The 23,461-nt window shown below is 74.6% G+C and carries 19 protein-coding genes and 1 CRISPR repeat array; of the genes, 14 read left to right on the top strand and 5 right to left on the bottom strand.

Features of this window, described 5'->3' with window-relative positions; all coding sequences use genetic code 11:
• Nucleotides 1-27 precede the first annotated feature (27 nt).
• The 5 genes from ACZ462_RS22325 to ACZ462_RS22305 all read left to right on the top strand — a co-directional run bounded on the left by ACZ462_RS22325 (nucleotide 28) and on the right by ACZ462_RS22305 (nucleotide 4,624).
• The gene (locus tag ACZ462_RS22325; RefSeq protein WP_114059486.1) at nucleotides 28-849 is read left to right on the top strand and encodes an AfsR/SARP family transcriptional regulator; all 822 of its coding nucleotides are present in this window, start codon (nucleotides 28-30) and stop codon (nucleotides 847-849) included.
• Between the two features lie 161 nt (nucleotides 850-1,010).
• Entirely contained in the window at nucleotides 1,011-1,787 is a 777-nt protein-coding gene (locus tag ACZ462_RS22320; RefSeq protein ID WP_467803212.1) for a thioesterase II family protein, read from the top strand.
• Nucleotides 1,784-3,049, top strand: coding sequence for a beta-ketoacyl-[acyl-carrier-protein] synthase family protein (locus tag ACZ462_RS22315; protein WP_467803211.1), 1,266 nt, complete (start codon nucleotides 1,784-1,786; stop codon nucleotides 3,047-3,049). Before ACZ462_RS22320 ends, ACZ462_RS22315 begins: the two co-directional genes overlap by 4 nt.
• A gap of 3 nt (nucleotides 3,050-3,052) precedes the next feature.
• Nucleotides 3,053-4,288 (top strand): ketosynthase chain-length factor, encoded by a 1,236-nt coding sequence (locus ACZ462_RS22310; RefSeq protein WP_467803210.1) that lies wholly within the window; start codon nucleotides 3,053-3,055, stop codon nucleotides 4,286-4,288.
• A 72-nt stretch (nucleotides 4,289-4,360) separates the two neighbouring features.
• Nucleotides 4,361-4,624: an acyl carrier protein gene (locus tag ACZ462_RS22305; protein WP_114059254.1), complete on the top strand. Its 264-nt coding sequence runs from the start codon at nucleotides 4,361-4,363 to the stop codon at nucleotides 4,622-4,624.
• Nucleotides 4,625-4,760: 136 nt separating this feature from the next.
• Here the strand turns inward: ACZ462_RS22305 and ACZ462_RS22300 are convergent, their stop codons facing one another.
• Nucleotides 4,761-5,276: a nuclear transport factor 2 family protein gene (locus ACZ462_RS22300; protein ID WP_467803207.1), complete on the bottom strand. Its 516-nt coding sequence runs from the start codon at nucleotides 5,274-5,276 to the stop codon at nucleotides 4,761-4,763.
• Nucleotides 5,277-5,417: 141 nt separating this feature from the next.
• Here ACZ462_RS22300 and ACZ462_RS22295 point away from each other — a divergent pair, with 141 nt between their 5' ends.
• The 6 genes from ACZ462_RS22295 (at nucleotide 5,418) to ACZ462_RS22270 (ending at nucleotide 15,468) form a co-directional block, all read left to right on the top strand.
• Entirely contained in the window at nucleotides 5,418-7,079 is a 1,662-nt protein-coding gene (locus ACZ462_RS22295) for a class I adenylate-forming enzyme family protein (protein WP_467803206.1), read from the top strand.
• Between the two features lie 107 nt (nucleotides 7,080-7,186).
• The gene (locus ACZ462_RS22290) at nucleotides 7,187-9,022 is read left to right on the top strand and encodes an FAD-dependent oxidoreductase (protein WP_467803205.1); all 1,836 of its coding nucleotides are present in this window, start codon (nucleotides 7,187-7,189) and stop codon (nucleotides 9,020-9,022) included.
• Nucleotides 9,019-9,816, top strand: coding sequence for a 3-oxoacyl-ACP reductase FabG (fabG, locus tag ACZ462_RS22285; protein ID WP_467803203.1), 798 nt, complete (start codon nucleotides 9,019-9,021; stop codon nucleotides 9,814-9,816). Before ACZ462_RS22290 ends, fabG begins: the two co-directional genes overlap by 4 nt.
• Before the next feature lie 26 nt (nucleotides 9,817-9,842).
• Complete coding sequence (locus ACZ462_RS22280; protein ID WP_467803201.1) at nucleotides 9,843-10,859, top strand: aromatase/cyclase; 1,017 nt, start codon at nucleotides 9,843-9,845, stop codon at nucleotides 10,857-10,859.
• An 80-nt stretch (nucleotides 10,860-10,939) separates the two neighbouring features.
• Entirely contained in the window at nucleotides 10,940-11,896 is a 957-nt protein-coding gene (locus tag ACZ462_RS22275) for an aromatase/cyclase (RefSeq protein WP_467803200.1), read from the top strand.
• A 1,793-nt stretch (nucleotides 11,897-13,689) separates the two neighbouring features.
• Entirely contained in the window at nucleotides 13,690-15,468 is a 1,779-nt protein-coding gene (locus ACZ462_RS22270; RefSeq protein WP_468252649.1) for a condensation domain-containing protein, read from the top strand.
• A gap of 7 nt (nucleotides 15,469-15,475) precedes the next feature.
• Here the strand turns inward: ACZ462_RS22270 and ACZ462_RS22265 are convergent, their stop codons facing one another.
• The 4 genes from ACZ462_RS22265 to ACZ462_RS22250 form a co-directional block, all read right to left on the bottom strand.
• A complete protein-coding gene (locus tag ACZ462_RS22265; protein WP_467803196.1) occupies nucleotides 15,476-16,234 on the bottom strand; it encodes a thioesterase II family protein in 759 nt (252 codons plus the stop codon).
• Nucleotides 16,235-16,335: 101 nt separating this feature from the next.
• On the bottom strand, nucleotides 16,336-16,788 hold the full coding sequence (locus ACZ462_RS22260) for a hypothetical protein (RefSeq protein WP_467803195.1): 453 nt from the start codon (nucleotides 16,786-16,788) through the stop codon (nucleotides 16,336-16,338).
• Between the two features lie 208 nt (nucleotides 16,789-16,996).
• Complete coding sequence (locus ACZ462_RS22255) at nucleotides 16,997-17,557, bottom strand: hypothetical protein (protein ID WP_467803194.1); 561 nt, start codon at nucleotides 17,555-17,557, stop codon at nucleotides 16,997-16,999.
• A gap of 91 nt (nucleotides 17,558-17,648) precedes the next feature.
• A complete protein-coding gene (locus ACZ462_RS22250) occupies nucleotides 17,649-18,089 on the bottom strand; it encodes a hypothetical protein (RefSeq protein ID WP_467803193.1) in 441 nt (146 codons plus the stop codon).
• 426 nt (nucleotides 18,090-18,515) lie between these two features.
• Between ACZ462_RS22250 and ACZ462_RS22245 the strand changes: the two genes are divergently transcribed.
• The 3 genes from ACZ462_RS22245 to ACZ462_RS22235 all read left to right on the top strand — a co-directional run bounded on the left by ACZ462_RS22245 (nucleotide 18,516) and on the right by ACZ462_RS22235 (nucleotide 23,337).
• Nucleotides 18,516-20,342: an acyl-CoA dehydrogenase gene (locus ACZ462_RS22245; protein ID WP_467803192.1), complete on the top strand. Its 1,827-nt coding sequence runs from the start codon at nucleotides 18,516-18,518 to the stop codon at nucleotides 20,340-20,342.
• A gap of 59 nt (nucleotides 20,343-20,401) precedes the next feature.
• On the top strand, nucleotides 20,402-21,265 hold the full coding sequence (locus tag ACZ462_RS22240; protein WP_467803191.1) for a 4'-phosphopantetheinyl transferase family protein: 864 nt from the start codon (nucleotides 20,402-20,404) through the stop codon (nucleotides 21,263-21,265).
• Between the two features lie 150 nt (nucleotides 21,266-21,415).
• Nucleotides 21,416-22,494: direct repeats of the CRISPR family, unit length 29 nt; unit sequence CTGCTCCCCGCGCACGCGGGGATGACCCC.
• Nucleotides 22,495-23,130: 636 nt separating this feature from the next.
• Nucleotides 23,131-23,337, top strand: coding sequence for a hypothetical protein (locus tag ACZ462_RS22235; protein WP_467803189.1), 207 nt, complete (start codon nucleotides 23,131-23,133; stop codon nucleotides 23,335-23,337).
• The last annotated feature ends 124 nt before the right edge of the window (nucleotides 23,338-23,461 follow it).

The following is a 23,461-nucleotide window of genomic DNA, read 5'->3' as shown; positions in this document are numbered from 1 at the left end:
GGACTCGACAAACAGGCGGAGGAATCCATGAAGATTCAGGTTCTGGGTCCGTTGAGTGCCGAAGTCAACGGGGCGTCGATTGTTCCGACGGCCGGCAAGCCGCGGCAGATCCTGGCGCTGCTCGCCCTGTACCCGGGCCGGGTGATGCCCGTACCCACCCTGATGGAGGAGATCTGGGGGACCAACCTGCCCCAGAGCGCGCTCACCACCCTCCAGACGTACATCCTCCAGCTGCGCAGGCGGCTGGGCACCGCCATGGGCCCCGGCACGCCCGGCAGCGCCAAGGACGTCCTCGCGACCCGGCACGGCGGATACCTGCTCCAGGTGCAGCCGCAGTCCGTGGACGTCCACGAGTACGAGACGCTCGTCTCCGGCGGCCAGAGCGCCTTCGAGGCGGGCGACGACGAGCAGGCCGCCGACATGCTCCGCAAGGCCCTCGCCATATGGCAGGGCCCGGCCCTCGTCGACGTACGGGTCGGCCCGATCCTGGAGATCGAGGTCATGCGGCTGGAGGAGAGCCGCCTCGTCACCGTCGAGCGGCGCATCGACGCCGACCTGCGGCTCGGCCGGCACACCGAACTCCTCGCCGAGCTGGCCGAGCTGATCGCCCGGCACCCGCAGCACGAGGGCCTGCACTCGCAGGCGATGGTCGCGCTGTACCGCTCGGGCCGCCAGGCCACCGGGCTCGACGTCTACCGCAGGCTGCGGGCCCGGCTGATCGACGAGCTGGGCGTGGAGCCGTCGCCGCAGCTGCAGCGCCTGCACCAGGCGATGCTGACCGTCGACCCGGCCCTCGACGTGGTCGCCGGACCGCGCCGGGTGTCCACGTTCGACCTGTACGCCGCGTAGCGCCCGGCACCCGCAGCCGCCGCCGCTGCCGCCCCCGCTCCCGCCACCGCCGCGCCGGGCCGCGCGCGGTGCGGGTCCAGCAGGCGCGCAGCGGGGTTCGAGCAGGTCTCCAGCGGCTTCCGCGAGGGTCGGGACGACATCGCGGAACGGGGAGGGTGGAGATGGCGGTACGACTGCACTGCTTCGCGCACGCAGGGGCCGGGGACTCCGCGTTCCGGCGCTGGAGCCGGAGCACGGGCAGCGGCGTCGACACCATCGCCTGGCCGCTGCCCGGCCGTGACCGGCGCCGCCGCGAGCCGCGCGTCACCACCCGCGAGGCGCTCCTCGCCGACCTGGGACCGCTGTTCGAGCACATCGCCGACGAGCCCGGCGTCCCGTACGTGCTGTACGGGCACAGCCTCGGCGCGACCGTCGCCTACACCGTCGCCCGCGCCCTCCGGCAGACCCGGCTGCCGCAGCCGGCGCTGCTCGCCGTCGGCGCCTGCCCGCCGCCCGGCACGCCCGCCGTCCTCGCGGCCGCCGCCGAGCTGCCGGACGCCGAACTCCTCGCCGTCCTCGACCGCTACGGCGCCGCGCCGCCCGACACCCGCCCCGGCGACGTGTGGCACCGGCACGTCATGCCCGTCCTCCGCGACGACCTGCGCCTCGCCCTGTCCCTGCGCGCCGCCGCCGACGGCCCCGTCGACGTACCGCTGCTCGCCGTGGGCGGCGCCGACGACCGCCTCGCCGGCGCGGACGCACTCGCCGAGTGGGCGCACTGGACCACCGGGCCGTTCGTGCAGCGGACCCTGCCCGGCGGCCACTTCTTCGTCCGCGACCGCGAGCTGCCGCGCCTCCTCGGCCGGGCCGCCCGCGTCGCCCTGCGCGGGCTCACGCGACAGCAGCAGCAGGAAGCACAACGACAGCAGCAGGAACGGGAACAGGGAGGGACGCGATGAGGCGCGTCGTCATCACCGGCATCGGAGTCGTCGCCCCCGGCCGGCCCGGCACCCGGGAGTTCTGGTCGCTGCTCACCGAAGGGCGCACCGCCACCCGCGCCATCACCCTCTTCGACGCCTCCTCCTTCCGCTCCCGCGTCGCCGCCGAGGCCGACTTCGATCCCCTCGCCCACGGCTTCACCGCCGAGGAGTCCGCACGCCTCGACCGGGCCGCCCAGTTCGCCCTCACCGCCGCCCGCGAGGCCGTCGCCGACGCGGGCGCCGCCCCCGACCCCGTCCGCACCGGCGTCACCCTCGGCAGCGCCCTCGGCTGCACCACCGGCCTCGACGCCGAGTACGGCGTCGTCAGCGAGCACGGCACCCGCCGGCTCGTCGACCACACCAAGGCCGTCCCCCACCTGCACGACTACCTCGTGCCCAGCTCCATGGCCGCCGAAGTGGCCCGCGCCGCCGGCGCCCAGGGGCCCGTCGCGCTCGTCTCCACCGGCTGCACCTCCGGCCTCGACGCGATCGGGCACGCCGTCGACCTCGTCCGCGAGGGCAGCGCCGACGTCATGCTCGCCGGCGCGACCGAAGCGCCCATCACGCCGATCACCGCGGCCTGCTTCGACGCGATCCGCGCCACCTCCACCCGCAACGACGACCCGGCGACCGCCTCCCGCCCCTTCGACGCCACCCGCAACGGCTTCGTCCTCGGCGAAGGCTGCGCCGTCCTCGTCCTGGAGGAGTACGGGCACGCCCGCCGCCGCGGCGCGCACATCTACGCCGAGATCGCCGGCTTCGCCTCGCGCAGCAACGCGTACCACATGACCGGCCTGCGCCCCGACGGCGTCGAGATGGCCGCCGCCATCACCGCCGCCCTCGGCGAGGCGCGCCTCGCCCCCGACCGGATCGACTACGTCAACGCGCACGGCTCCGGCACCAAGCAGAACGACAAGCACGAGACCGAGGCCTTCAAAAGGGCCCTCGGGCAGCACGCGTACGAGGCGCCCGTCAGCTCCATCAAGTCGATGATCGGCCACTCCCTCGGCGCCATCGGCGCGCTGGAGGTCGCCGCGTGCGCCCTCGCCATCGAGCACGACACCGTCCCGCCGACCGCGAACCTGCACGAGCCGGACCCCGCCTGCGACCTCGACTACACCCCGCTCACCGCCCGCGCCCGGCGCACCGACGCCGTCCTGACCGTCGGCAGCGGCTTCGGCGGCTTCCAGAGCGCGATGATCCTGACCGACCCCGGACTCACCCCGAAGGCCGAGGACTGACCGATGAGCACCGCAGCCACCGCCCCCGCCGTCACCGGGATCGGCGTCGCCGCCCCCAACGGGCTCGGCCTGAAGGCCTGGTGGGCCGCCGTCCTCCGCGGCGAGAGCGGCATCCGCCCGCTGACCCGCTTCGACGCCTCCCCCTACCCGGTGCGGCTCGCGGGGGAGGTGCCCGGGTTCGTCGACGAGGAGCACGTCCCGAGCCGGCTCCTCCAGCAGACCGACCGGGTCACCCGCCTCTCGCTCGCCGCCGCCAAGGAGGCCCTCGACGACGCCGGCGCCGACCCCGCCGACCTGCCCGACTACGCGGCCGGGGTCGTCACCGCCAACTCCGCCGGCGGCTTCGAGTTCGGGCAGCGCGAGCTGGAGGCGCTGTGGAGCCGGGGCGGCCGGCACGTCAGCGCGTACCAGTCCTTCGCCTGGTTCTACGCCGTCAACAGCGGCCAGATCTCCATCCGGCACGGGCTGCGCGGCGCCAGCGGCGTCATCGTCACCGAGCAGGCCGGCGGGCTGGACGCGACCGCCCACGCCCGGCGGCAGATCCGCAAGGGCGCCCACCTCGTCGTCACCGGCGGCATCGACTCCTCGCTGTGCCCGTGGGGGTGGGCCGCGCACCTCGCGGGCGGCGGACTGAGCACCGAACCCGACCCGGAGCGCGCCTACCTGCCGTTCGACCGGGACGCGAGCGGCTACGTGGTCGGCGAGGGCGGGGCGCACCTGGTCCTGGAGGACGCCACCCGGGCGCGGGAGCGCGGGGCGCGCGCGTACGGGCTGATCGCCGGGCACGGGGCCGCGTTCGACGGGCCGGCGGACGGGGCCGGAGGCGGCTGCCGGCTGGGCGCCGCCGCCGAGGCGGCGCTCGCCGACGCGGGCATCGGGCCCGGCGAGGTCGACGTCGTCTTCGCCGACGCCGCCGGAGACCGCGCCGCCGACCGCCTCGAAGCCGAGGCCCTCGCGAAGCTGTTCGGGCCGCGGGCGGTGCCCGTCACCGCCCCGAAGTCGATGACCGGGCGGCTCGCCGCCGGCGGATCCGCCCTCGACCTCGCCGCAGCTCTGATGGCCCTGCGCGACCAGGTCGTCCCGCCGACCACCGGCACCACCGCCCCCGCCGGCGACTGCCCCGTCGACCTCGTCACGGGCGCCCCCCGCACCGGGCTGCGGCTGCGCACGGCGCTGGTCCTGGCGCGCGGGCGCGGCGGCTTCAACTCGGCCGCGGTCGTCCGCGCCCCGGCGGCCTGACCCCTCGGCTGTCCCTTCGCACGTCGTCACCCACTCACACAGACCCCCTCGACCACTGAACAGAGGTGTCGCATGAACCGCCTGGAGCTCAGCAGCCTGACCCGCATCCTGCGGGAGTGCGCCGGAGAGGAGGAGGGCGTCGACCTCGACGGCGACGTCCTCGACCAGTACTGGTTCGAGCTCGGCTACGACTCCCTCGCCGTGCTCCAGACCACCGGGTACATCGAGCGGGAGTTCGGCATCGTCCTCGACGGCGAGGACTTCGACGAGGCGGACACCCCCCGCCGCTACCTCGACATGGTCAACCGGGTCCTCTCGGAACGGGCCCCCGTCTGACCGGCCGGCGCCTCCGGCGCCCCTGTGACGACGGGCGCGTAGAGAGCCACCGCCGAACCGCCGGGTGCGTACCCGGTCCGGTCCGGCGGTGGCTCTCGCCGTATGACGGCCGTCCGCCGGGGATCCGCCCGCCAGGTCAGCGGAGGTCGTCGCGGGTCACCAGGCGGCGGGCCACCTGCCAGCCCGACCCCGTGCGCACCAGGGCGTCCTCCATCACGCACATCCGGTACAGCCGCGGCTCCCCGCCCCGCGGCGTCCGGTGCACCTGGGCGTACGCCCGGGTGCGGAGCGTGCCGTCCGGGGCGGGCCGGACGTCCAGCATGCCGATCCAGTGCCGCAGCCGGTCCCCGGTCGCCTCCTCCGCCTGCCGGTTGCGCCGTACGTTCGCCTCCAGGCCCGCGCGGCCCCGTACGGGCTCGGGCAGCGTCGGCACGTCGAAGACCGCGTCCGCGGTGAACGTCTCCGCCCAGCCCTCCGCGTCGAACGAGTCGAACAGCTGCATCTGGCGGGCGTAGAACTGCTGGACCTCCGCGTACAGCGGGCCGAACTCGGCCGCGGGCAGGCCGGTGCCGGTGCCGGTGCCGGTGCGGGTGGCGGTGCCGGTGCCGGTTTCCGCGCGGGCGGCGGTGGCGGTTTCCGTGCGGGTGCTCATGGGATTCCCTCCGTCTGGTCCCCACAGTCTTTGCGGCCCAGGTCGAGCACCCTTCGAAGCCTCCTCAAGCACGCCTCCCCAGGGTGGTGAGGCGTGCCGCAGCCGCGACCGCCCCATCGGGAGCCAGCAGGAGGACGCACCATGCCGACACTCGTGTACCCGCAACTCCCCTTGGACGGCCTGCTGCGCCGCGCCGCCGTCCGCGACCCCGCCGGCTGGGCGATCCGCGCGGGCCGCGGCAGGTCCGGGGGAGCCGGGACCGTCACGTTCGCCGAGCTCGACGCCCGCACCGACCGGATCGCCGCCTGGCTGGAGGAGGCCTGCGGCCGCCGCGGCGCCCGCATCGGCGTCGCCAACACCCTCGACGCCGGCTTCGCCGCCGCCTACTACGGGGCCGTGCGCAGCGGCAACACGGCCGTGCTGGTCAACCCGCTGCTCAAGGAGGCGGGGCTGCTGCACGTGTGCACCGCCGCCGCCGTCGAGATCGCCTTCGTGCCCACCGCCACCGCCGAGACGCTGCTCAAAATCGCCGACCGGCTGCCCGCGCTGCGCACCGTCGTCGTGACCGACGCGCCCGACGGGGTCGTCCCCGGCGACGCGGTGCCGCTGGACGCGGTCCTCGACTCGGCCGCCGAGCGGGCCTGCCTGCCGCCCGGGCGGGCCGACCTCGACGCCGACGCGTGCATCCAGTTCACCACCGGCACCACGGGCCGCCCCAAGGGAGTCCGCCTCAGCCACCGCAACCTCGTCGCGAACGCCGCCCAGATCGCCGCCGCGCACCGGCTCGGCAGCGACTCCGTCACCCTCAACCACCTGCCGCTGTACCACGTGATGCACCTCAACTCGGGCGTCTTCGCCGGCTGCTTCCAGGTGCTGTGCCCCGACCCCGACCCGGTGGCCTCGCTCGCGCTGGCCGCCGAGGTGTCCGCCACGCACTACTACGGGCTCCCCGCCCGCCTGCACGCCCTCGCCGCCGACGACCGGATCGCCGGACCGTTCCCGGCCGGGACGCGCCTGACCGCCGTCCTGTCCGGGGGCAGCGCGCTCGCGCCGAGCGCCGCCCGCGCCCTGGAGGAGCGGCTCGGCGTACCGGTCGTCCAGGGGTACGGGATGGCCGAGCTGTCGCCGCTCTCGCACTGCCAGGACCCGTCCGACCCGAAGCCGGGGTCCGTGGGGAAGGCCGTACCGGGCACCGAGTTCCGCGTCGTCCACCTGGAGACCCGGGCCCCGCTCGGCGTGTACTCCACCGGCGAGGTGCAGGTCCGCGGCCCGCAGGTGACGGCCGGCTACCTGGACCGGCCCTGCCCCGCCCTCGCCGCCGACGGGTGGTTCTCCACCGGCGACATCGGCTACCGCACCGAGGACGGCTCGCTGTTCCTCGTCGACCGGCTCGGCGACGTCTTCAAGTACGACAACGAGCTCGTCTCGCCCACCGCCGTCGAGCGGATCGTCGCCGCCGACCCGCGCGTCGCCGACTGCGTCGCCGCGGGCTGGCCCGACCCCGTGCACGGGGCCGTGGTCTGGCTCGGGCTCGTCCTGCGCGACGCAGCCGCGCCCGCCGCCCGCCGGCTCGACCTCGCCGACGCGGTCGTCGAGGCCGCCAACGAGCGCCTCGCCGGCTTCGAGCAGATCCGCCGCGTCGACATCCTCGACGCCGTCCCCCGCAACCACGCCGGCAAGCCCGAGCGCGCCGCCCTCCGCAAGGACATCCGGGCCCGCGCCGCGGCCGAAGCGGCCGCCGGGGCCCTCGGGGGCGCCGGGGCCGCCGGGGCCGCCGGGGCTGCCGCCGAGGCCGTCCTGTGAGCCGTCCGCCCCGCCTGTCCAGCACGCCCCACCCGCCCCGTGTGTCCAGCACGCCCCACCCCACCCGCCAGACCCGCCAGACCCACCCGACCCGAGGAGCCACCGCCATGCGGACCCGGACCACCACGCCCCCGCGGCCCACCACCGCCCTGCGGGCCGCCACCGGCACACCCACCGCGCCGCCCGCCGGCCGGGCCGCCCGCGTCCTCGTCGTCGGCGCGGGCCCCGTCGGCCTCACCGCCGCCCACGAACTCGCCCGCCGCGGCCTGCCCGTCCGGCTCGTCGACGCCGCGCCCGGCCCCGCCGCCACCAGCCGCGCCGTCGCCGTCCACCCCCGCACCCTGGAGACGTTCGACCAGATGGGCCTGGTCGACGCCTTCCTCGCCTCCGGCCGCCGCAACCAGGCCTTCACCATGTACGCCACCGGCCGGCGCCTCGTCCGCCTCGAAGCCGACTACGAGACCATGCCGACCCGCCACCCGTACAGCCTCGTCATCGAGCAGACCCGCACCGAGGAACTGCTGCGCGACGCCGTCGCCCGGCTCGGCGTCACCATCGAATGGGGCGTCCGCCTCACCGCCCTCGACCAGGACGACACCGCCGTCCGCGCCACTCTCGAACACCCCGACGGCACCCGCGAGGAGTACGAGGTCCCCTGGCTCGTCGGCTGCGACGGCGGCCACAGCACCGTCCGCAAACAGCTCGGCCTGCCCCTGATCGGCGAATCCCGCGACACCTGGGAACTCGCCGACGCCGCCGTCGAGACCGACCTCCCGCCCGACACCATCTACTGGGCGCACACCGGCGGCCAGGCCCTCATGATGGTCCCCTACCAGCAGGCCGGACGGTGGCGGCTGCTCGACACCGCGCCCGTACGCCGCCCCGGCGACCCGTACGACGCCGCGGACGTCGCCGCCCGCTTCTCCCGCAAGCTCAGCGCCGGACTCGGCCGCCCCGTCACCGTCGGCGAACCCTCCTGGAGCTCCGTCTTCACCTTCCAGCAGCGCATGGTGCCCCGGATGCGGGAAGGCCGCTGCTTCGTAGCCGGCGACGCCGCCCACGTCCACAGCCCCGCCTCCGGCCAGGGCATGAACACCGGCATCCAGGAGGCGTACAACCTCGGCTGGAAGCTCGCCATGGCCGACCGCGGGCAGGCCGGACCCGAGCTGCTGGCCACGTACGGCATGGAGCGCGTCCCCGTCGGGCGGGCGCTGCTCGGCTCCACCCGCAAGGCCACCTTCCTCGTCCAGTTCAAGAACCGGCTGGCGGGCGTCGCCCTGCCCGTCGTCTTCACCTTCGTCCGCCACATCACCCCGCTGCGCCGGGCCATCCAGCGCAAGGTCCTCGGCGGCATGTCCGGGCTGCGCCTCGCCTACCCCGACAGCCCCCTGTCCACGCCCGTCACCGGTCCCGGCCTGCCCGCCGGGACCCGGGCCGCGGCCGCCGCCGCCCGGCACCCCGACGCCCCAGGCGCCCAGGCCCTCACCGCCGAACTCCGCGACCCCCGCTGGACCCTGCTGTGGGCCGCCGCCGGACCCGGCGAAGCCCTGCGCGTCGCCCGCGCCACCGCCGCCGAGCACGGCGACTGGCTCTCCGTGCGCACCGTCGGCGACACCGCCGGCCGCGGCCCCGCACCGCTGCCCGACCCCGACGGCCTACTGCGCCGCACTCTCGCCCTCGGACCGGGCGGCTGGCTCCTGATCCGGCCCGACGGCTACGTCGCCGCGGGCGGGCCCGTCCTCGGCTGGCGCGCCCTGGAGCGGGCGCTCGCCCCGCTGGGCCGGCTCGCCGAGGTCCACGAACTGCGGCCGTACGCCGAGGCGCGGGCGGAAGCGCGGGCGGAGCAGCAGCGCCGACAGGTCCTCCAGCAGGTGTCCGGCGGATCTCCAGTCGTCCGCGACACGGTCGAGTCCACACCACGAGTCCTGGAGGGTCAGCGATGACAGCACCGACACCGGCGCCCCACCGGCCGGTCGCCCTGGTCACCGGCGGCACGAGCGGCATCGGCCTCGCCGTGGCCCGCGACCTCGGCCGGCGCGGCCACCGCGTCTTCCTCTGCGCGCGGACCGCCGAAGCCGTCGAGAAGACCGTCGCCGAACTGCGCGCCGAAGGCCTCGACGTCGACGGCACCGCGGCCGACGTCCGCTCCGGCGAGTCCGTCGCCGCACTCGTCGCGGCCTGCGTCGCGCGGTTCGGGCCGATCGGCGTCCTCGTCAACAACGCGGGGCGCAGCGGCGGCGGCCCCACCGCGGGCATCAGCGACGAGCTCTGGTACGACGTCATCGACACCAACCTGAACAGCGTGTTCCTGCTGACAAGGGAGGTGCTGAGGAACGGCGGCCTCGCCGACGCCGCCAACGGCCGGATCATCAACATCGCCTCCACGGCCGGCAAGCAGGGCGTCCTGCTCGGCGCGCCCTACTCGGCGTCCAAGCACGCCGTCGTCGGCTTCACCAAGGCCCTCGGCAAGGAGCTCGCCCCGACGGGGGTCACCGTGAACGCCGTCTGCCCCGGGTACGTCGAGACGCCCATGGCGGAGCGGGTGCGCGCCGGGTACGCGGCGGCATGGGGCACCACCGTCGAGGACGTGCAGGAGCAGTTCGAGGCGAAGATCCCGCTGGGCCGGTACGCGACCCCCGAGGAGGTCGCGGCCATGGTCGGCTACCTGACCACGGACCTGGCGGCATCGGTGACGGCGCAGGCGCTCAACGTCTGCGGCGGACTGGGGAACTTCTGATGGCGGAGAGAGGGGCGGCAGGGACCGTGACGAGGATCGCCGAGGCAGTGGGGGAGATGCACCGGACGGTGCACGACATCGAGGTCGACGCGCCGGCCGGCGTCGTCTACGGGCTCATCGCCGACCCCGTGCAGTGGCCGCTGCTCTTCCCGCCCAACGTGTACGTGGAGCGCCTCGCGCACGACGGGACGCACGAGCACCTGCGGATGTGGGCCACCGCGAACGGCCAGGTCAAGACGTGGACCTCGCGCCGCGTCCTCGACGCCGGGAACCGCCGCATCGAATTCCGGCAGGACGCCGCCGCGCCGCCGCTCAGCGAGATGACCGGCACGTGGGAGGTCGAGCCGCTGGGCGGCGACCGGTGCCGGCTGACGCTGCTGCACGACTTCCGGGTCACCGGCGACAGCCCCGAGGACATCGCCTGGGTCGAACGCGCCACCGACGCCAACAGCAGCGCCGAACTCGACAGCCTCGCCCGCATCGCCGGCGGGTGGGCGCTGATGGACCAGCTCGTGATGACCTTCGAGGACACCGTCCGCGTGGAGGCCCCGCCGGAGCGGGTGTACACCTTCCTGGAGCGGGCCGACCGGTGGCCCGTCCTGCTGCCGCACGTCGCGCGCCTCGACCTCACCGAGGACCCGGCCTTGCCCGGCGTACAGCTGCTGGCCATGGACACGCTCACCGCGGACGGGTCGTCGCACACCACCGAGTCGGTGCGGGTGTGCTTCCCCGACGCCGGCCGCATCGTCTACAAGCAGACCCGGCCGCCGGCCCTCATGGCCGCGCACACCGGCGTCTGGACGGTCGCCGGCGACGCCCGCGGCTCGACCGTCACCTCCCGCCACGGCGTCGTCCTGCGGCCGGACGCGGTGACGCGGGTCCTGGGCCCGACCGCCGACCTGGCGGCGGCCCGGCGCTACGTACGCGACGCGCTGGGCCGCAACAGCACGGTGACGATGACGCACGCCAAACGGGACGCGGAGGCCGCGGCCCGCGCGGCGGCGGCCCGCGCGGACGCGGCGCCGGCGGCGCGCGCGGCGTGAGGCCTGCGCCTCCAAGGGCGCTCCACGGGGGCTCCAGCGGACTCCGACAGACTCTGCATCAAGCGTGAGAGAGGTGTGTGATGGCTGTCCAGCGAGTGCACCGCGCGTCCTACACCACGGACGTCGCCGCGCCGGCCGGCGTGGTCTACGGGCTGGTGGCGGACACGACCCAGTGGCCGTTGTTCGTCCCCGCGAGCATCCACGTGGAGCGCCTGGACTTCGACGGCGTCCACGACCGGTTCCACATGTGGGCCACCGCGAACGGAACCGTCCGGTCCTGGCTCTCCCGCCGAACCCTCGACGCCACCCGGCACCGCATCGACTTCCGCCACGAGCTGCCCGCGGCCCCCACCACGGCCATGGGCGGCAGCTGGACGGTCGAACCGCGCGGGCCGGGCCGCTGCCGCCTGCACCTCGAACACGACTTCACCGTCGACGGGAACCGGGCCGCGGACGCCGACTGGGTCCGGCGGGCCACCGACACCAACAGCCGCGCGGAACTCGCGCAGCTGAAGGAGACCGCCGAGCGGTGGAGCCGCCTCGACGACCTGCTCCTCACCTTCGAGGACTCCGTCCGCATCGACGGCCCCGCGGAGCTGGTGTACGCCTTCCTGTACGACGTCGCCGACTGGCCGCGGCTGCTGCCGCACGTCTCCCGGCTCGACGTCAGGGAGGACGAGCCGGGGGTGCAGCTGATGGCGATGGACACCCTGACCGCGGACGGGTCGGTGCACACCACCGAGTCGGTACGGGTCTGCTTCCCGCACGCCGGCCGCATCGTCTACAAGCAGACGGCCACTCCCGCGCTGATGGCCGCGCACACGGGGGAGTGGTCCGTCATCCCGGACGAGACGGGCGTCACCGCGGTCTCGCAGCACAGCGTCCTGCTGCGCGAGGAGGCGGTCGAGCGGGTCCTGGGCCCCGGCACGACGACGGCGCAGGCCCGGGCGTACGTCCGCGAGGCCCTGGGCCGCAACAGCACGGCGACGCTCACCCTGGCGAAGCACCACGCGGAGACGGCGGTGCGGATGCTGTAGCGGGGGCCGCGGGGCATGCGGCGGGGCTGCCGCGGCAGCCGCCACCTCCGCCGGGCCACCACCGACCTGGGCCGCCCGCGTGCGGGAAGCCGGCCCACAGGCAGCAGTCGGCCCAGTCGGTGGCCTGCCTGCCGACGGGCTGCCAGCGGGCCGGAGTCGGCGGCCGGCCCGCTGGGAGCAACTCGTCCGGAGCCGGGCGCGCCTACACCAGGCAGGCGGCCGCGACCCGCCGACCGGTGGTCGCCTCCGCCCCGGCACGCTGCCGCTGCGGGCAGCCGCATCCGGCGGGTGGGCGCATCCGGCGGGTGTGCCGCCTGCGGGTCAGCCGGGACCCCGATCCGCCGGCCGGTGGGTCGGCTCCGCCCCCGGCCGGTCGCTTCCCGCGGATCACCGACCGCACCTCCGGCCCGCCGCCCAGCGGGTCGACACCGACCGCCCACCCCTGCCACGGGTCGGTCGCCCCCTTCGGCCTGCCGACCGGTGAGCCGGTCCGCCGACCCGGCCCACCGTCCCGAGGGCAGGCCCTCGAACGTGGCCGACCGCCCGCGGCGGGCCGGCCACCGACCCCCGGCCCGCTGCTCCCTGCGGGCCGGCCACCGACCCCCGGCCCGCTGCTCCCTGCGGGCCGGCCCCAGACCCCCGGCCCGCTGCTCCCTGCGGGCCGGCCCCAGACCCGCGGTGCCTGCGGCCGCGGAACGGCAGGGCCCCGCCGGAACCCTTCCACCCACGCCCCCTCCGGCGGGGCTCCGCCGTCACCCCGGCGGCACGTCAGGCCGTGTCAGCAATACGTGGCATGGGCATGCATCATGGTCCCCTTTGCAGGCCGACGCCGAGGAGGGGGACGCATGGCAGCCGCCCTGACCGTGGTCATCGCCCCAGGTTCCGCACCGGCCCTGGACCTGCGCGGCCCACTCGACCCCGGCGCCCTGGAGGCCGCGCTGGCGGCACTCCCGCCGAGCACCCACACCCTGCACCGGCACTCCGCGACCCACCACACCCTGCACCTGGAGCCGGGCCACTGCCCGCCGGGCGCCCTCGCCGACCTGCTGACCGCCGGAGCGCCGCAGGCTGCCGCTGGTGCGGACGCCGCGGCGCCGGACGCTGCCGCACGCGAGGACACGGAAGGGCCGACGGGGCACGTGCTGCCCGCCCACCGCGCCGCACCGCAGGAAGCGGGGACGCGGCTGGCAGGTGCGGGTGGTGTGGGTGGTGGGGCCGGCGTGGCTGCTGCGGGCCGGCTCATCGGTGCGGGCGGTCCGGGCGCCAGTGAAACGGCCGGTGCTCCTGGTGCCAGAGGCACTGTCGGCGCCGAAGGGGTGGTGGCTGATTCGGCTGATTCGGCTGGTTCGGCTGGTTCGGCTGGTTCGGCAGGTTCAGCCGGTGCCGCAGGTGCGCCCGATGCGGGCGGCACAGCCAGGACGGCCCGTACCGCCGGTGCGGTTGCGGCCGATGCGCCCCGTGCCACGGGTGCCGCCGATGTCGCCGGCGCGGCCGCGACCCCTGCCACCGGGACGGCCGATGTCGCCGGCGCGGCAGGAGCCAGAACGGACGGCGAGGCCGGTGCTGGCGGTGCCGCCGGTGTCACCGGTGCGGCTGATGCCGACGGTGCCGCGGGCGCTGCTGACGCGGCCGGCGCCGGCGGTGCTGCGGCTGCCCGTGCCGGTGCCGGCGCTGCCGGGACGACTGGTGAGACCGGCGCTGCTGCCGCTCGGGCCGGTGCCGCAGCCGGCCGGGCCGGTGCCGCGGCCGCTCGCGCCGGGACCGGCCGGGCCGTGGCCGTCCCGCCACTCGGGATGCCCGCATCCCCCCGGCAGCGGGAAGTGCTGCTCGACGCGCTCACCGCGCGGTCCGGGGCCGCGCCGCTGCACGTCGAGCAGCTGCACTGGCGCTGGTACGGGCCCCTGGACACCCGCCGCTTCCGGGACGCCTGGCGGGCGGTGTCCGCGCAGGAGCCCGTACTGCGGGCCGCGTTCGCCGAGCACGCCGCCGACTCGGCGGCCGCCGGGCCGTGCGTCGTCGTACACCCGGACGCCGCCCCCGACCCCGTGCGCCACCCCTACGGCTCCGCCGACTGGCACTCCCTGCTCGTCGGGGAACGCCTCCGCCCCTTCGACCTGCACCGCCCCGGCCCGCTGCGCATCGCCCTGCTCGACGAGCAGGCCGGGCCCGCCGGCCCCACCCGCGTCATCCTCACCTACCACCACGCGCTGCTCGACGGCTGGAGCGTCCGGCTGCTGCTGCGTTCCTTCTACCGCGCCTACCTCGCCGCCGGCCGCACCCGCGGCGGCGAACGCCGCCCCGACGTACGCGACCACCTCGACTGGCTCGCCCGCCAGGACGACACCGCCCCCCGCGCCTACTGGGCCCGGGCCGTCCCCCCGCCCGACTCCCGCACCCTGCCGCCCGCCCCGGCCGCGGCCGCCCGCGGCGACCGGCCCGCCCGTACCGGGCACGGCCGCGCCCGTATCCGGCTGACGCCCGGCGAGGCCGTCCGGCTGCGCGAATGGGCCGCCCGGCACGGCGCCGCCGAGTCCACCGCGCTCGGCGCCGCCTGGGCGCTGCTGCTGCACCGCGGGACCGGCTCCGGATTCCGGCCGGCGCCCGTCGCGTTCGCCGTCGCCGTCTCCGGCCGCGGCATCACCCTCCGCGGCGCCACCGGCCTGCCCGCCCCGCTCCAGGGGCCGCTGCCGCTGCACGTCCGCGTCGACCCGGCGGCGCCCGTCGCCCGGCTGCTGGCGGACCTCGCCGGGGCGGCGCTCGGCGCGTCCTCGTACGAATGGGTCTCGCACGGGCAGATCCACGCCTGGAGCGGCCGCGGCGCCGACAGCGAACTCACCGCCTCTCTGCTCGCGTTCGACCCCCCGGCCGGCCCGCCCTTCCACCCCGGGCCGCCGGCCGCGGTGGAGGCCGAGCTCGCCGAGGAGGGCGTACAGCTGGGACGGCCGCAGGCCGTCGACGCGTACACGGCGCTGCCGATCAGCATCCGCGCGCACCACGACTGCGAGGGCGGACTGGTGCTGACCGCCGTGAACGACCGCACGCGGATCCCGGACCGGGAGGCCGAGGCGGCGCTCGCGCAGACCGCGCTGCTGCTGCGCGAACTGCCCGCCGACACCGACGGCGTCACACCGGCACGGGCGTTCCTGCGCCTCCTCGCGGAGGCGGCCGGGCCGGCCACGCCGACAGCCCCGCCCGCGGCCCGCGGCACCGGCCTGGTCGAGCTGCGGCCGGCCGCGCATCCCGGCGCCGGAACGGTCCTGCTCGTGCCTCCGCCCGGCGCGACCGCCGACTGCTACGACGGCGTGGCCGACGCCTACCGCGGCCCGCAGGCCCTCGCCACCGTCGCACCGCCCGCGGACGCCGCCGCCTGCCTGCGCGCCCTGCGGCCCGTACTCGCCGCCGGGGAACCCCTGCTCCTCGGCGGCTACTCCGGCGCCGGGCAGCTCGCGTACGAGGTCGCCCAGCGCATCGGCGCACACGGCTGGCGTCCGCCGCCGGTGGCTGTCGCCGCTTCGGCCCGCGCTCTCGCCCGCACCCTGCGCACGGCGGCACCGCCCTCCGTCGGCGGCTGACGGCCACTCAGGCGGCGGCGGGCAGCAACTGCTTCCTGACGATTCCCACGACATCCTCAACGTGGTCGTTCAGGTAGAAGTGCCCGCCGTCGAACCAGTGGAACTCCGTCTCCGCGTCCGTGTGCCCGCGCCAGGCAGCCGCCTCCCGCAGCGACACCTTCGTGTCGCGCTGACCGACCAGCGCCACGATCGGGCAGCGCAGCGGCGGCCCGGGCCGGTACCGGTAGGAACGCGCGGCCTCGTAGTCGGCGCGCAGCACGGGCAGGCTCAGCCGCAGCAGCCGGTCGTCGGTGAGCAGCTCGTCCGGGGTGCCGCCCAGGTCCTTCACGGTGGACAGCACCCACTCGTCGTCGGCGATGTTGTCGTACTCGCCCTCCCGGTGCGTCGACGGCGCCCGGCGGCTCGACGCGAACAGCACGAGCGGCTCGATGCCCGCCGCCTCCAGCCGCAGCGCCACCTCGAAGCCGACGGTCGCACCGATGCTGTGCCCGAAGAACGCGAGCGGCCGGTCCGACCAGGACAGCAACTCGGCGTACACCTGGTCCGCCATCTCCCGCACGTCCGTCACGAACGGCTCCGCCCGCCGGTCACCCCGCCCCGGGTACTGGACGGTGAGCACCTCCAAGGCGGGGGAGAGCGCCCTCGAGAACGGGAAGAAGTAGCTGGCCGACCCCCCGGAGTGCGGCAGGCACACCAGCCGCACCGCCGCATCCGGCGCCGGATGGAACCGGCGCACCCACGCCCCGCCCGCGCTCCTCGCGCTCATCGCACCTCCCGTACGCATCCACTGGCACGGACCAATCTCCCCACCCCGCATCGTGCCCCCTTCGAACCTCCCTTGAGCGGGACGGCGGCCGACCAGGAAGATCAGTTCCGAAGCCAGGCGACGGACGACGCGACCGCAGTGGCGAGCAGGAACAATCCGAGAGCCAAGGCTGGAACAAGAAGGCCCCGAAGAGGAAGAGGCAGAGAGGGCTGCTGACCACTGCCGGCCGCCAAGCGGGCATCCGCGGCTTTCGAGACGCCTCCACGGAAGCCCGAAGCGCGAGCTTGACCGGCCAATGCTCCGATGACCTCGCTGAATTCATCCTCCCTGAGGATCGTCACCAGCCCTGCCCGGTCGCGCAGGGTGAAGTAGTTGCGCCACCCGTAACGGGTGGGAATCACCAGGAATCCGACTCTTCTCACCGAGCCGGAACTCACCGTCCGCCTGTCACCTGAGCGGGTGCGGACGGACAGAGTGGCACCGTCCCATTTGCTTCCGAATGCACGCGCGGTGTTGAGCTCGATCAGCGCGGCCGTGCCCAGGGTCGCGATCACACCCGGCAGAACCAAGGTCCAGCATCCAAGGAGGGAGCGACCGAAAATCAGCGCCGGAGCAAGCGTACAGACAACTACGGCAACCGCACCGGCGCCACACCATTGCCTATTCCGGTGCGCCCCCGTCTCGCCACTGCAACACCCCCACATTGTCCTCACGTCTCAGCCTTTCCTTATGTGAAATCTGAGCCCAGTGAACACGTCCGTGTCATCCTCCGAAAGAGGCGATCGACGCCAGAGTGAGCAGGCGAAGGCCGGGTGTGTGGAAGAAATGGCCCATCGCGGCCCACTCGAAAAGGCACGCGGCCAGAATGACGGAGGCCGTAGGCGTGGTGAACTTCCAACTGCCGTATCTTCGCGCACCCAGAGGCTCGCCCCGTTCCCACAGGTCAATGCCCAGGCCCCTCGTCGTGAACGCCAGATCGACAGTGGCCCCCTTCAGCCGGGCCGACCGATTCGACCACAGGAACGCGGACGAGACGGTGACCTCGCAGGCCTCACCGTCGAGGCTGGCTGCGATGCCTCTCCGGAGCCGCTTTCGCGAGGGATAACCAGGGGCTGCCAGTGCGAAAGCCTGCAACTTGTGCTCACCCGCGAGGGCGAGCTCCCAATCCTCCCACGCGTCTGCAGCCGCTTCTGCGTGCGAGCGGCCGCAGGGCCGCCGCGTGAGGGTGACCCGCCCCAGAGGCGTGTCACCGCTTGCGTATACAGCCTCTTCGTGCGCCGGGCTGATCCACTTGGTCAGAGGAACATCCCATGTCAGCTTCACGTCTCCACCCGTGGTCGTGATGTGGTCCCCGGTCGCTGCCGCGACCCTGGCCGCAGCGAGGGGAAGCAACGGTGCAGCGGCGACCGGATGGTCAGTCGAAGTCGGCTGAATTCGGCACGCGCAGGTACCGCAGAATCGCCGCGCAGTCGGCGTCGTAGCAGAGGATACGGATCTCCTGGCCGTCCGGTGCGCGATACCGAAGGAGCTGCATTCCCGGGCGCCAGTGATCGCTGAACGAAACCCTGCCCCCCGCCGGAAGGTAGATGGCCTGGCGCCGGCTCCGTACGAACGCCGGGCCGGCTGTATCGCCGACCAGCCATCCGTATGCGGAAACCGGCATCCCGAAGCCGACCCTCCAGGCCACCCGGCAAGGGATGGCCGTACCGGCCCCTGAGGTAGCGGCTTCCGTCCGCTTTTCGGCACTTCGGGCAGAACGCGACCGCACCATGTTGCCGGTGATGCATGCCGCCGAGACGACAAATATCGCCTCCACGACAAAATCCATGCCGACCTCGATTCCGTGTTTCGCCATGTGCTGATGGGTAGGCTGGCACCCGCGGTGAGACACCTTGCTGCTACAGCTGTGCAGCCGAACGAGCGTGGTCCCTGTGGCGGTCCGCAGGCCCGCGACGGCAGCCCTCCCGTGGACGCCGAGTCGATCGTCGCGCGGAGCCTCATCAAGGGTGATCCGCGGAACGGAAGAATCCGGGCAAGGCGGCTCCGGTCGGCCGTGAAGCTCCGGAAAATGCCCGAAAGACGCGGTGCGTGTGCGGATCGTGCGGGGGTTCGACGCGAGTGGAGGGGGATTGGACGGGGGTTCGAGTGGATGTCGAGTGGGCGTCGCGACGCTGGTCGTCCGTACGGACCAGCTACGGACCGGCTGCGGACCAGCCCGGCCCCCGGCTCCGTGAGGCCCGAGCCCCCGAGCCCTGTGACGAAGGAGCTGATCCACGCCGCCATGGCCACGACGACCGAGATCACCGCCGGTACCGCTGCCGCCGTCCCCGGCCCCGTCGGCACAGCCCCGGGCCGGGCCGTCCCCGCCGGGGCGCCGGCCGCCGCGCCCGAGGACGCCGCCGCCCTCGCCCGGGCCGCCCGGCTCGACGCGCTGCTCGGCGACCCCCTCGACCCCGCCAACCCGCACGGCCTGGCCGCGCTCCTCGCCGCCGACACCCGCGGCGAACCCCCCGCGGCCACCGAGCAGTTGCTCACCGACGCACGCCTGGGCGCCGAGTTCGTGCCCGCCGAGTTCGGCGGCCGCCTCACCCGCGCCGACCTCCTCGCCAAGGTGCTCCGCCCCGTCTTCCGCCGCGATGTCGCCCTCGGCTTCGGCTACGGCATCACCTCGCTCTTCGGCACCGCCGCCGTGTGGGCCGCCGGGACCGAGCGGCAGCGCGCCGACACCGCGGGGCTGCTCCTGCGCGGCGGCCGCGCCTCGATCGTCCACCACGAGGTCGCCCACGCCAACGCCATCCTCCGCGACGAGTTCACCGCCACCCCCGGCCGCTCCGGCTACACCCTCAGCGGGCGCAAGGACGTCATCATGAACGCGTCCCGCTCCGCCGCCTGGGTCGTCTGGGCCCGCACCGCGCCCGAACGCGGCCCCCGCAGCCACTCCGTCCTCCTCCTCGACCCCGCCGACCTCCCCGCCGGCACCGTCACCCGGCTGCCCCGCGTCCCCGCCCCCGGCATGCGCGGCGGGCTGTTCTCCGGCCTGGAGTTCACCGGGGCGCCCGTGCCGTCGTCCGCGCTCGTCGGCCGGCCCGGCGAAGGCGTCGCCCTCGCGCTGCGCACCTTCCAGGTCAACCGCTGCCTGATCCCCGCCCTGGCCGTCGCCGCCGCCGACACCGTCCTGCACTCCGCCGTCCGCGCCGTCAGCCCCGGCCGCGGCGGGCGCACCGTACGCCGCTGGTACAAGCCGCTCACCGGCGTCTTCGCCGACCTGCTGGCCTGCGACAGCATGGCGACGACCGCGCTGCGCGCGCTCAGCCTGCTGCCCGAGCGCAGCCACGTCCTGGCCGCCGCCGTCAAGTACGTCGTACCGGACCTGCTGCGCGAGGACCTCGAAGCCCTCGCGTCGGTCCTCGGCTCGCACGGGTACGAGCACCGCAGCCCCCAGTACGGCTCCCTCGACAAGCTGGTCCGCGACCTGCCCGTCGCCGGCCTCGGCCACACCGGGACGGCCGCCTGCCAGGCCGTCATCGTCCCCCAGCTGCGCAGCCTCGCCGAACGGTCCTGGTTCTGCGCCGAGGAGCCGCCGCCCGCGCTGTTCCGCGCCGGCGCACCCCTGCCCGTACTGGACTACCGGCTGCTCGGCATCGCCAGCGGCGACGACTTCCTCTCCGCCACCCTCGTCGGCGCCGCCGAACGCCTCGCACCGCACCGCGCCGACGGCAGCCCCGCGAGCGACCTCGCCGTGCTCGCGGAGCTCGCCGAGACCTTCGTCAACGAGCTGCGGGGGCTCCGCGCCCGCTGCCTGCGCATCCCCGAGACGCGGGAGGCGCTGACCGACCCGGCCGTCGTCACCCTCTCCGACCGCTACGCCCTGGTCCTCGCCGCGGCGAGCGTCCTCGGGGTGTGGGAGTCCCGGTCGCAGGACGGCCGCGACCCGTTCCTCGCCGACCCGGCCTGGGCCGTCCTCGCCCTGACGCGGCTCGGCCGCCGCATGGGCATCCCGGTGCCGGAACTCCCCGACGGCGTCCTCGACCGGATGCTCGCCGAACTGTCCGCGCGCTACCGCGACGGCCGCGCCTGCGACCTCGACGGGCTCCCGCTCGCGCGGTGACATCCGGCGCAGCCCCCGCCCGCACCGGCCCCAGAACCGCCCACAGGAGGAGCCCGCCCATGCCGGACCAGCCCGCACCGGACGCGCCGCGTACCGCCACGGACGCGCCGACGCGCATCGCGCCGCCCGTCCACGTCCCCGGCCCGCACGGGCCGTGGGACGAGGTCCACCGCGGACTGGACCGGTACGGCAGCGCCGTCGTGTACGCGACCTGGGGGGAATGGCTGCCCGCGGCTCTCGCCGAACCGGGCCTGCGCCCGCTGCTCGGCCACGACTGGCAGCGCTACCGCGGTACGGCCGACGCGGCGATCCGCTACCGCTTCCTGACCTCCCGCATGATCATCAAGTACACGGCGGCGGCCGCGCTCCGCACCGGCCCCGCCGCGTTCGACCTCGCGTACAAGCTGGGCGGGCGCCCGTTCATCCGCGGCCTCGACCAGATCGACATCAGCCTGAGCCACACCGACGACCTGATCGCGGTCGGCGTCTGCCGCACCGGCCGCATCGGGGTCGACGTCGAACCCGCCGACCGCCGCATGTCCTTCGAGCTGCTCCGCGGCCACATGTGCACCCCCGCCGAACACGCCGAACTCGCCCGCATGTCGGGGGAGCGGCAGACCGCGGAGCTGCTGCGGCTGTGGACGCTGAAGGAGGCGTACACCAAGGCCCTCGGGCAGGGCCTCCAGCTCGGCTTCACCGAGTTCGGCTTCGGCCTGCGCAGCGGCGGCCTGATCACCCCGGACGGCACCCCGGCGGGCGGCGGGGAATGGGCGTTCGCGACGCACCCGGTCCTGGCCGACCGCTACCTGCTGAGCACGGCATGCCACGACACGGGCCTGGACACGGCCCGCGACACGGCGGTGCACACGATGCTGGACCCGGCGTTCATGGCGGCGGTGGAGGACGCCCTGGCGACGGGGTGACCCGCCTTCCAGTCAAACCCCGCTTCGCCTCCCCCCTATGGGCCGTTCACGTCGAAAACACCCTGTCTGAACCATTCGAGCACATTGCCGGATCCTGTGAAAGTGCTCAGAACCGCGCACCTTCTCGCATAACATCGCAGCTCACGTAGTCTGCTCCCCGCGCACGCGGGGATGACCCTCGTCCGGGACTACAAGGTCTACCCCTGTGTCCCTGCTCCCCGCGCACGCGGGGATGACCCCACCCGTCCGCCCCGGGCCAGTCGGAGCGCGGCCTGCTCCCCGCGCACGCGGGGATGACCCCCAGTAGCCGCGCGTCACATTCTTTTCGTCCTTCTGCTCCCCGCGCACGCGGGGATGACCCCTGTCCGAGACGATGGCGCGCCTGGCTCGTGAACTGCTCCCCGCGCACGCGGGGATGACCCCCGGCGGCGTGCCGTTCCAGGTAGAGCCAGCACCTGCTCCCCGCGCACGCGGGGATGACCCCTCAACACGCCCGGTCCGTCGACCGATCACGGGCTGCTCCCCGCGCACGCGGGGATGACCCCTGTGGGACCGGATTCGGGGCTCGCGGTGACTGTCTACGTCGGTGCTGCTCCCCGCGCACGCGGGGATGACCCCCCCCGTATCCGTACCGGCTCCCGCCGTCCGTCGCTGCTCCCCGCGCACGCGGGGATGACCCGTCGTACAGGGTCGTCAGCTTGTGGAGCCCGGACTGCTCCCCGCGCACGCGGGGATGACCCCGCGAATTCGTCGCCGTACGCCTGCTGCACCGCCTGCTCCCCGCGCACGCGGGGATGACCCCAGGCAGCGACCAGGGTAGGCGCCACGACGGAGCTGCTCCCCGCGCACGCGGGGATGACCCCTGCCGCTCGATCTCGCCGGCGTGGTGCTCGAGCTGCTCCCCGCGCACGCGGGGATGACCCCCCCAGGGCATCGCCCATGATCTCTTGCAGCTCCTGCTCCCCGCGCACGCGGGGATGACCCCTGGTCCAGGGGGCCGTTCTGCTTCCCCCGGAACTGCTCCCCGCGCACGCGGGGATGACCCCCGAACTGGAGTGTGAGACGCCCCCGCTGCCGCCTGCTCCCCGCGCACGCGGGGATGACCCCCGCGGTTCGAGGATCTGGTAGCTGACGGCTACCTGCTCCCCGCGCACGCGGGGATGACCCCGAGACGCAGCCCGGCCCCCGCTACCAGGACTGCTGCTCCCCGCGCACGCGGGGATGATCCCTGCGTGCTGGGCGCGGTTTTGTCCGGCTTCGCCTGTCCCGCGACGGTGGTCGGCACGGGGCAGGTGGCGCCGCCCGACGCGCACCCTCGCCGCGTTGGCCGACCAGTACGCGGACTGCTTGCCGAGCCTTGCCTAACCCGCCAAGGCTGCCCGTACGCGCCGTAGGCGGGCTGCAGCCGGCAGCAGCCGTCGCTGCGGCAGCTTCGGCGGGGGAGCACAGTCTGGAGGATGCGGTGCTGCCAAGGGCTCGCCGAGGTACCCTCTCCCCACGTCTGCCGTGTTCGGCCCGACGTAGCGTTGCCTTCCCCGCTTCTCGGGGATGACCCCCGTGCATGCTCAGCATGGTGTTGCTCCCCGCTTACTGCGGGGATGTTTTACCTCTTGCGCCCTTCTTCCGCCCTTCAGGAGAACCGTGCTTGTTCTGCTTGTTGAAACCTGATCTTTGCAGGACAACAAGAGCGCCACAATGCAGAGTTGATCAAGCGTCAGATGCGTTAAGGTCGGCGCAAGCGGCTGTCTCAGAGGGCCTGGGGAGTCGTCGCCTGCGCAACCGCTCAGGCCGGGGGGCCCGTCGTCCATCGTCCGGCAAGACATCCGACGACGGGGCCCGACCGCAACCGCAGAAAGGGTCCGCGAATGTCTCTCAGCTTACTCCCGGCGAACTTCCAGGTCATGAACGGGCAGCAGTCACAGTCGCGGCTGCTGCCCGTTCTCGTTGCCGTGCTCATGGGCGGTGCCGGGTCGCAGCTCCCCGTCGACAGCTGGATCCGAGTCACCGTGCTTGTCGTTGTGCTGGTCACCCTCACCCGCCGTTCACTCACACGGGTGATGTCTGGGAAGTGACGTCCGTAAGGCGTCTGCTGGCCTAATCATGAACGGGCTCCCCTCCCGCTCGCGCGGCGAGCCCGGGAGCCCGCTCTCCGGGCGTGGATGGGGATTCCCGCCCGGGTGCGCGTACCGAGGTCCT

The sequence above is a fragment of the Streptomyces sp. NPDC031121 genome (assembly GCF_055570615.1).
This window is presented reverse-complemented; position numbering and strand designations above follow the sequence as displayed.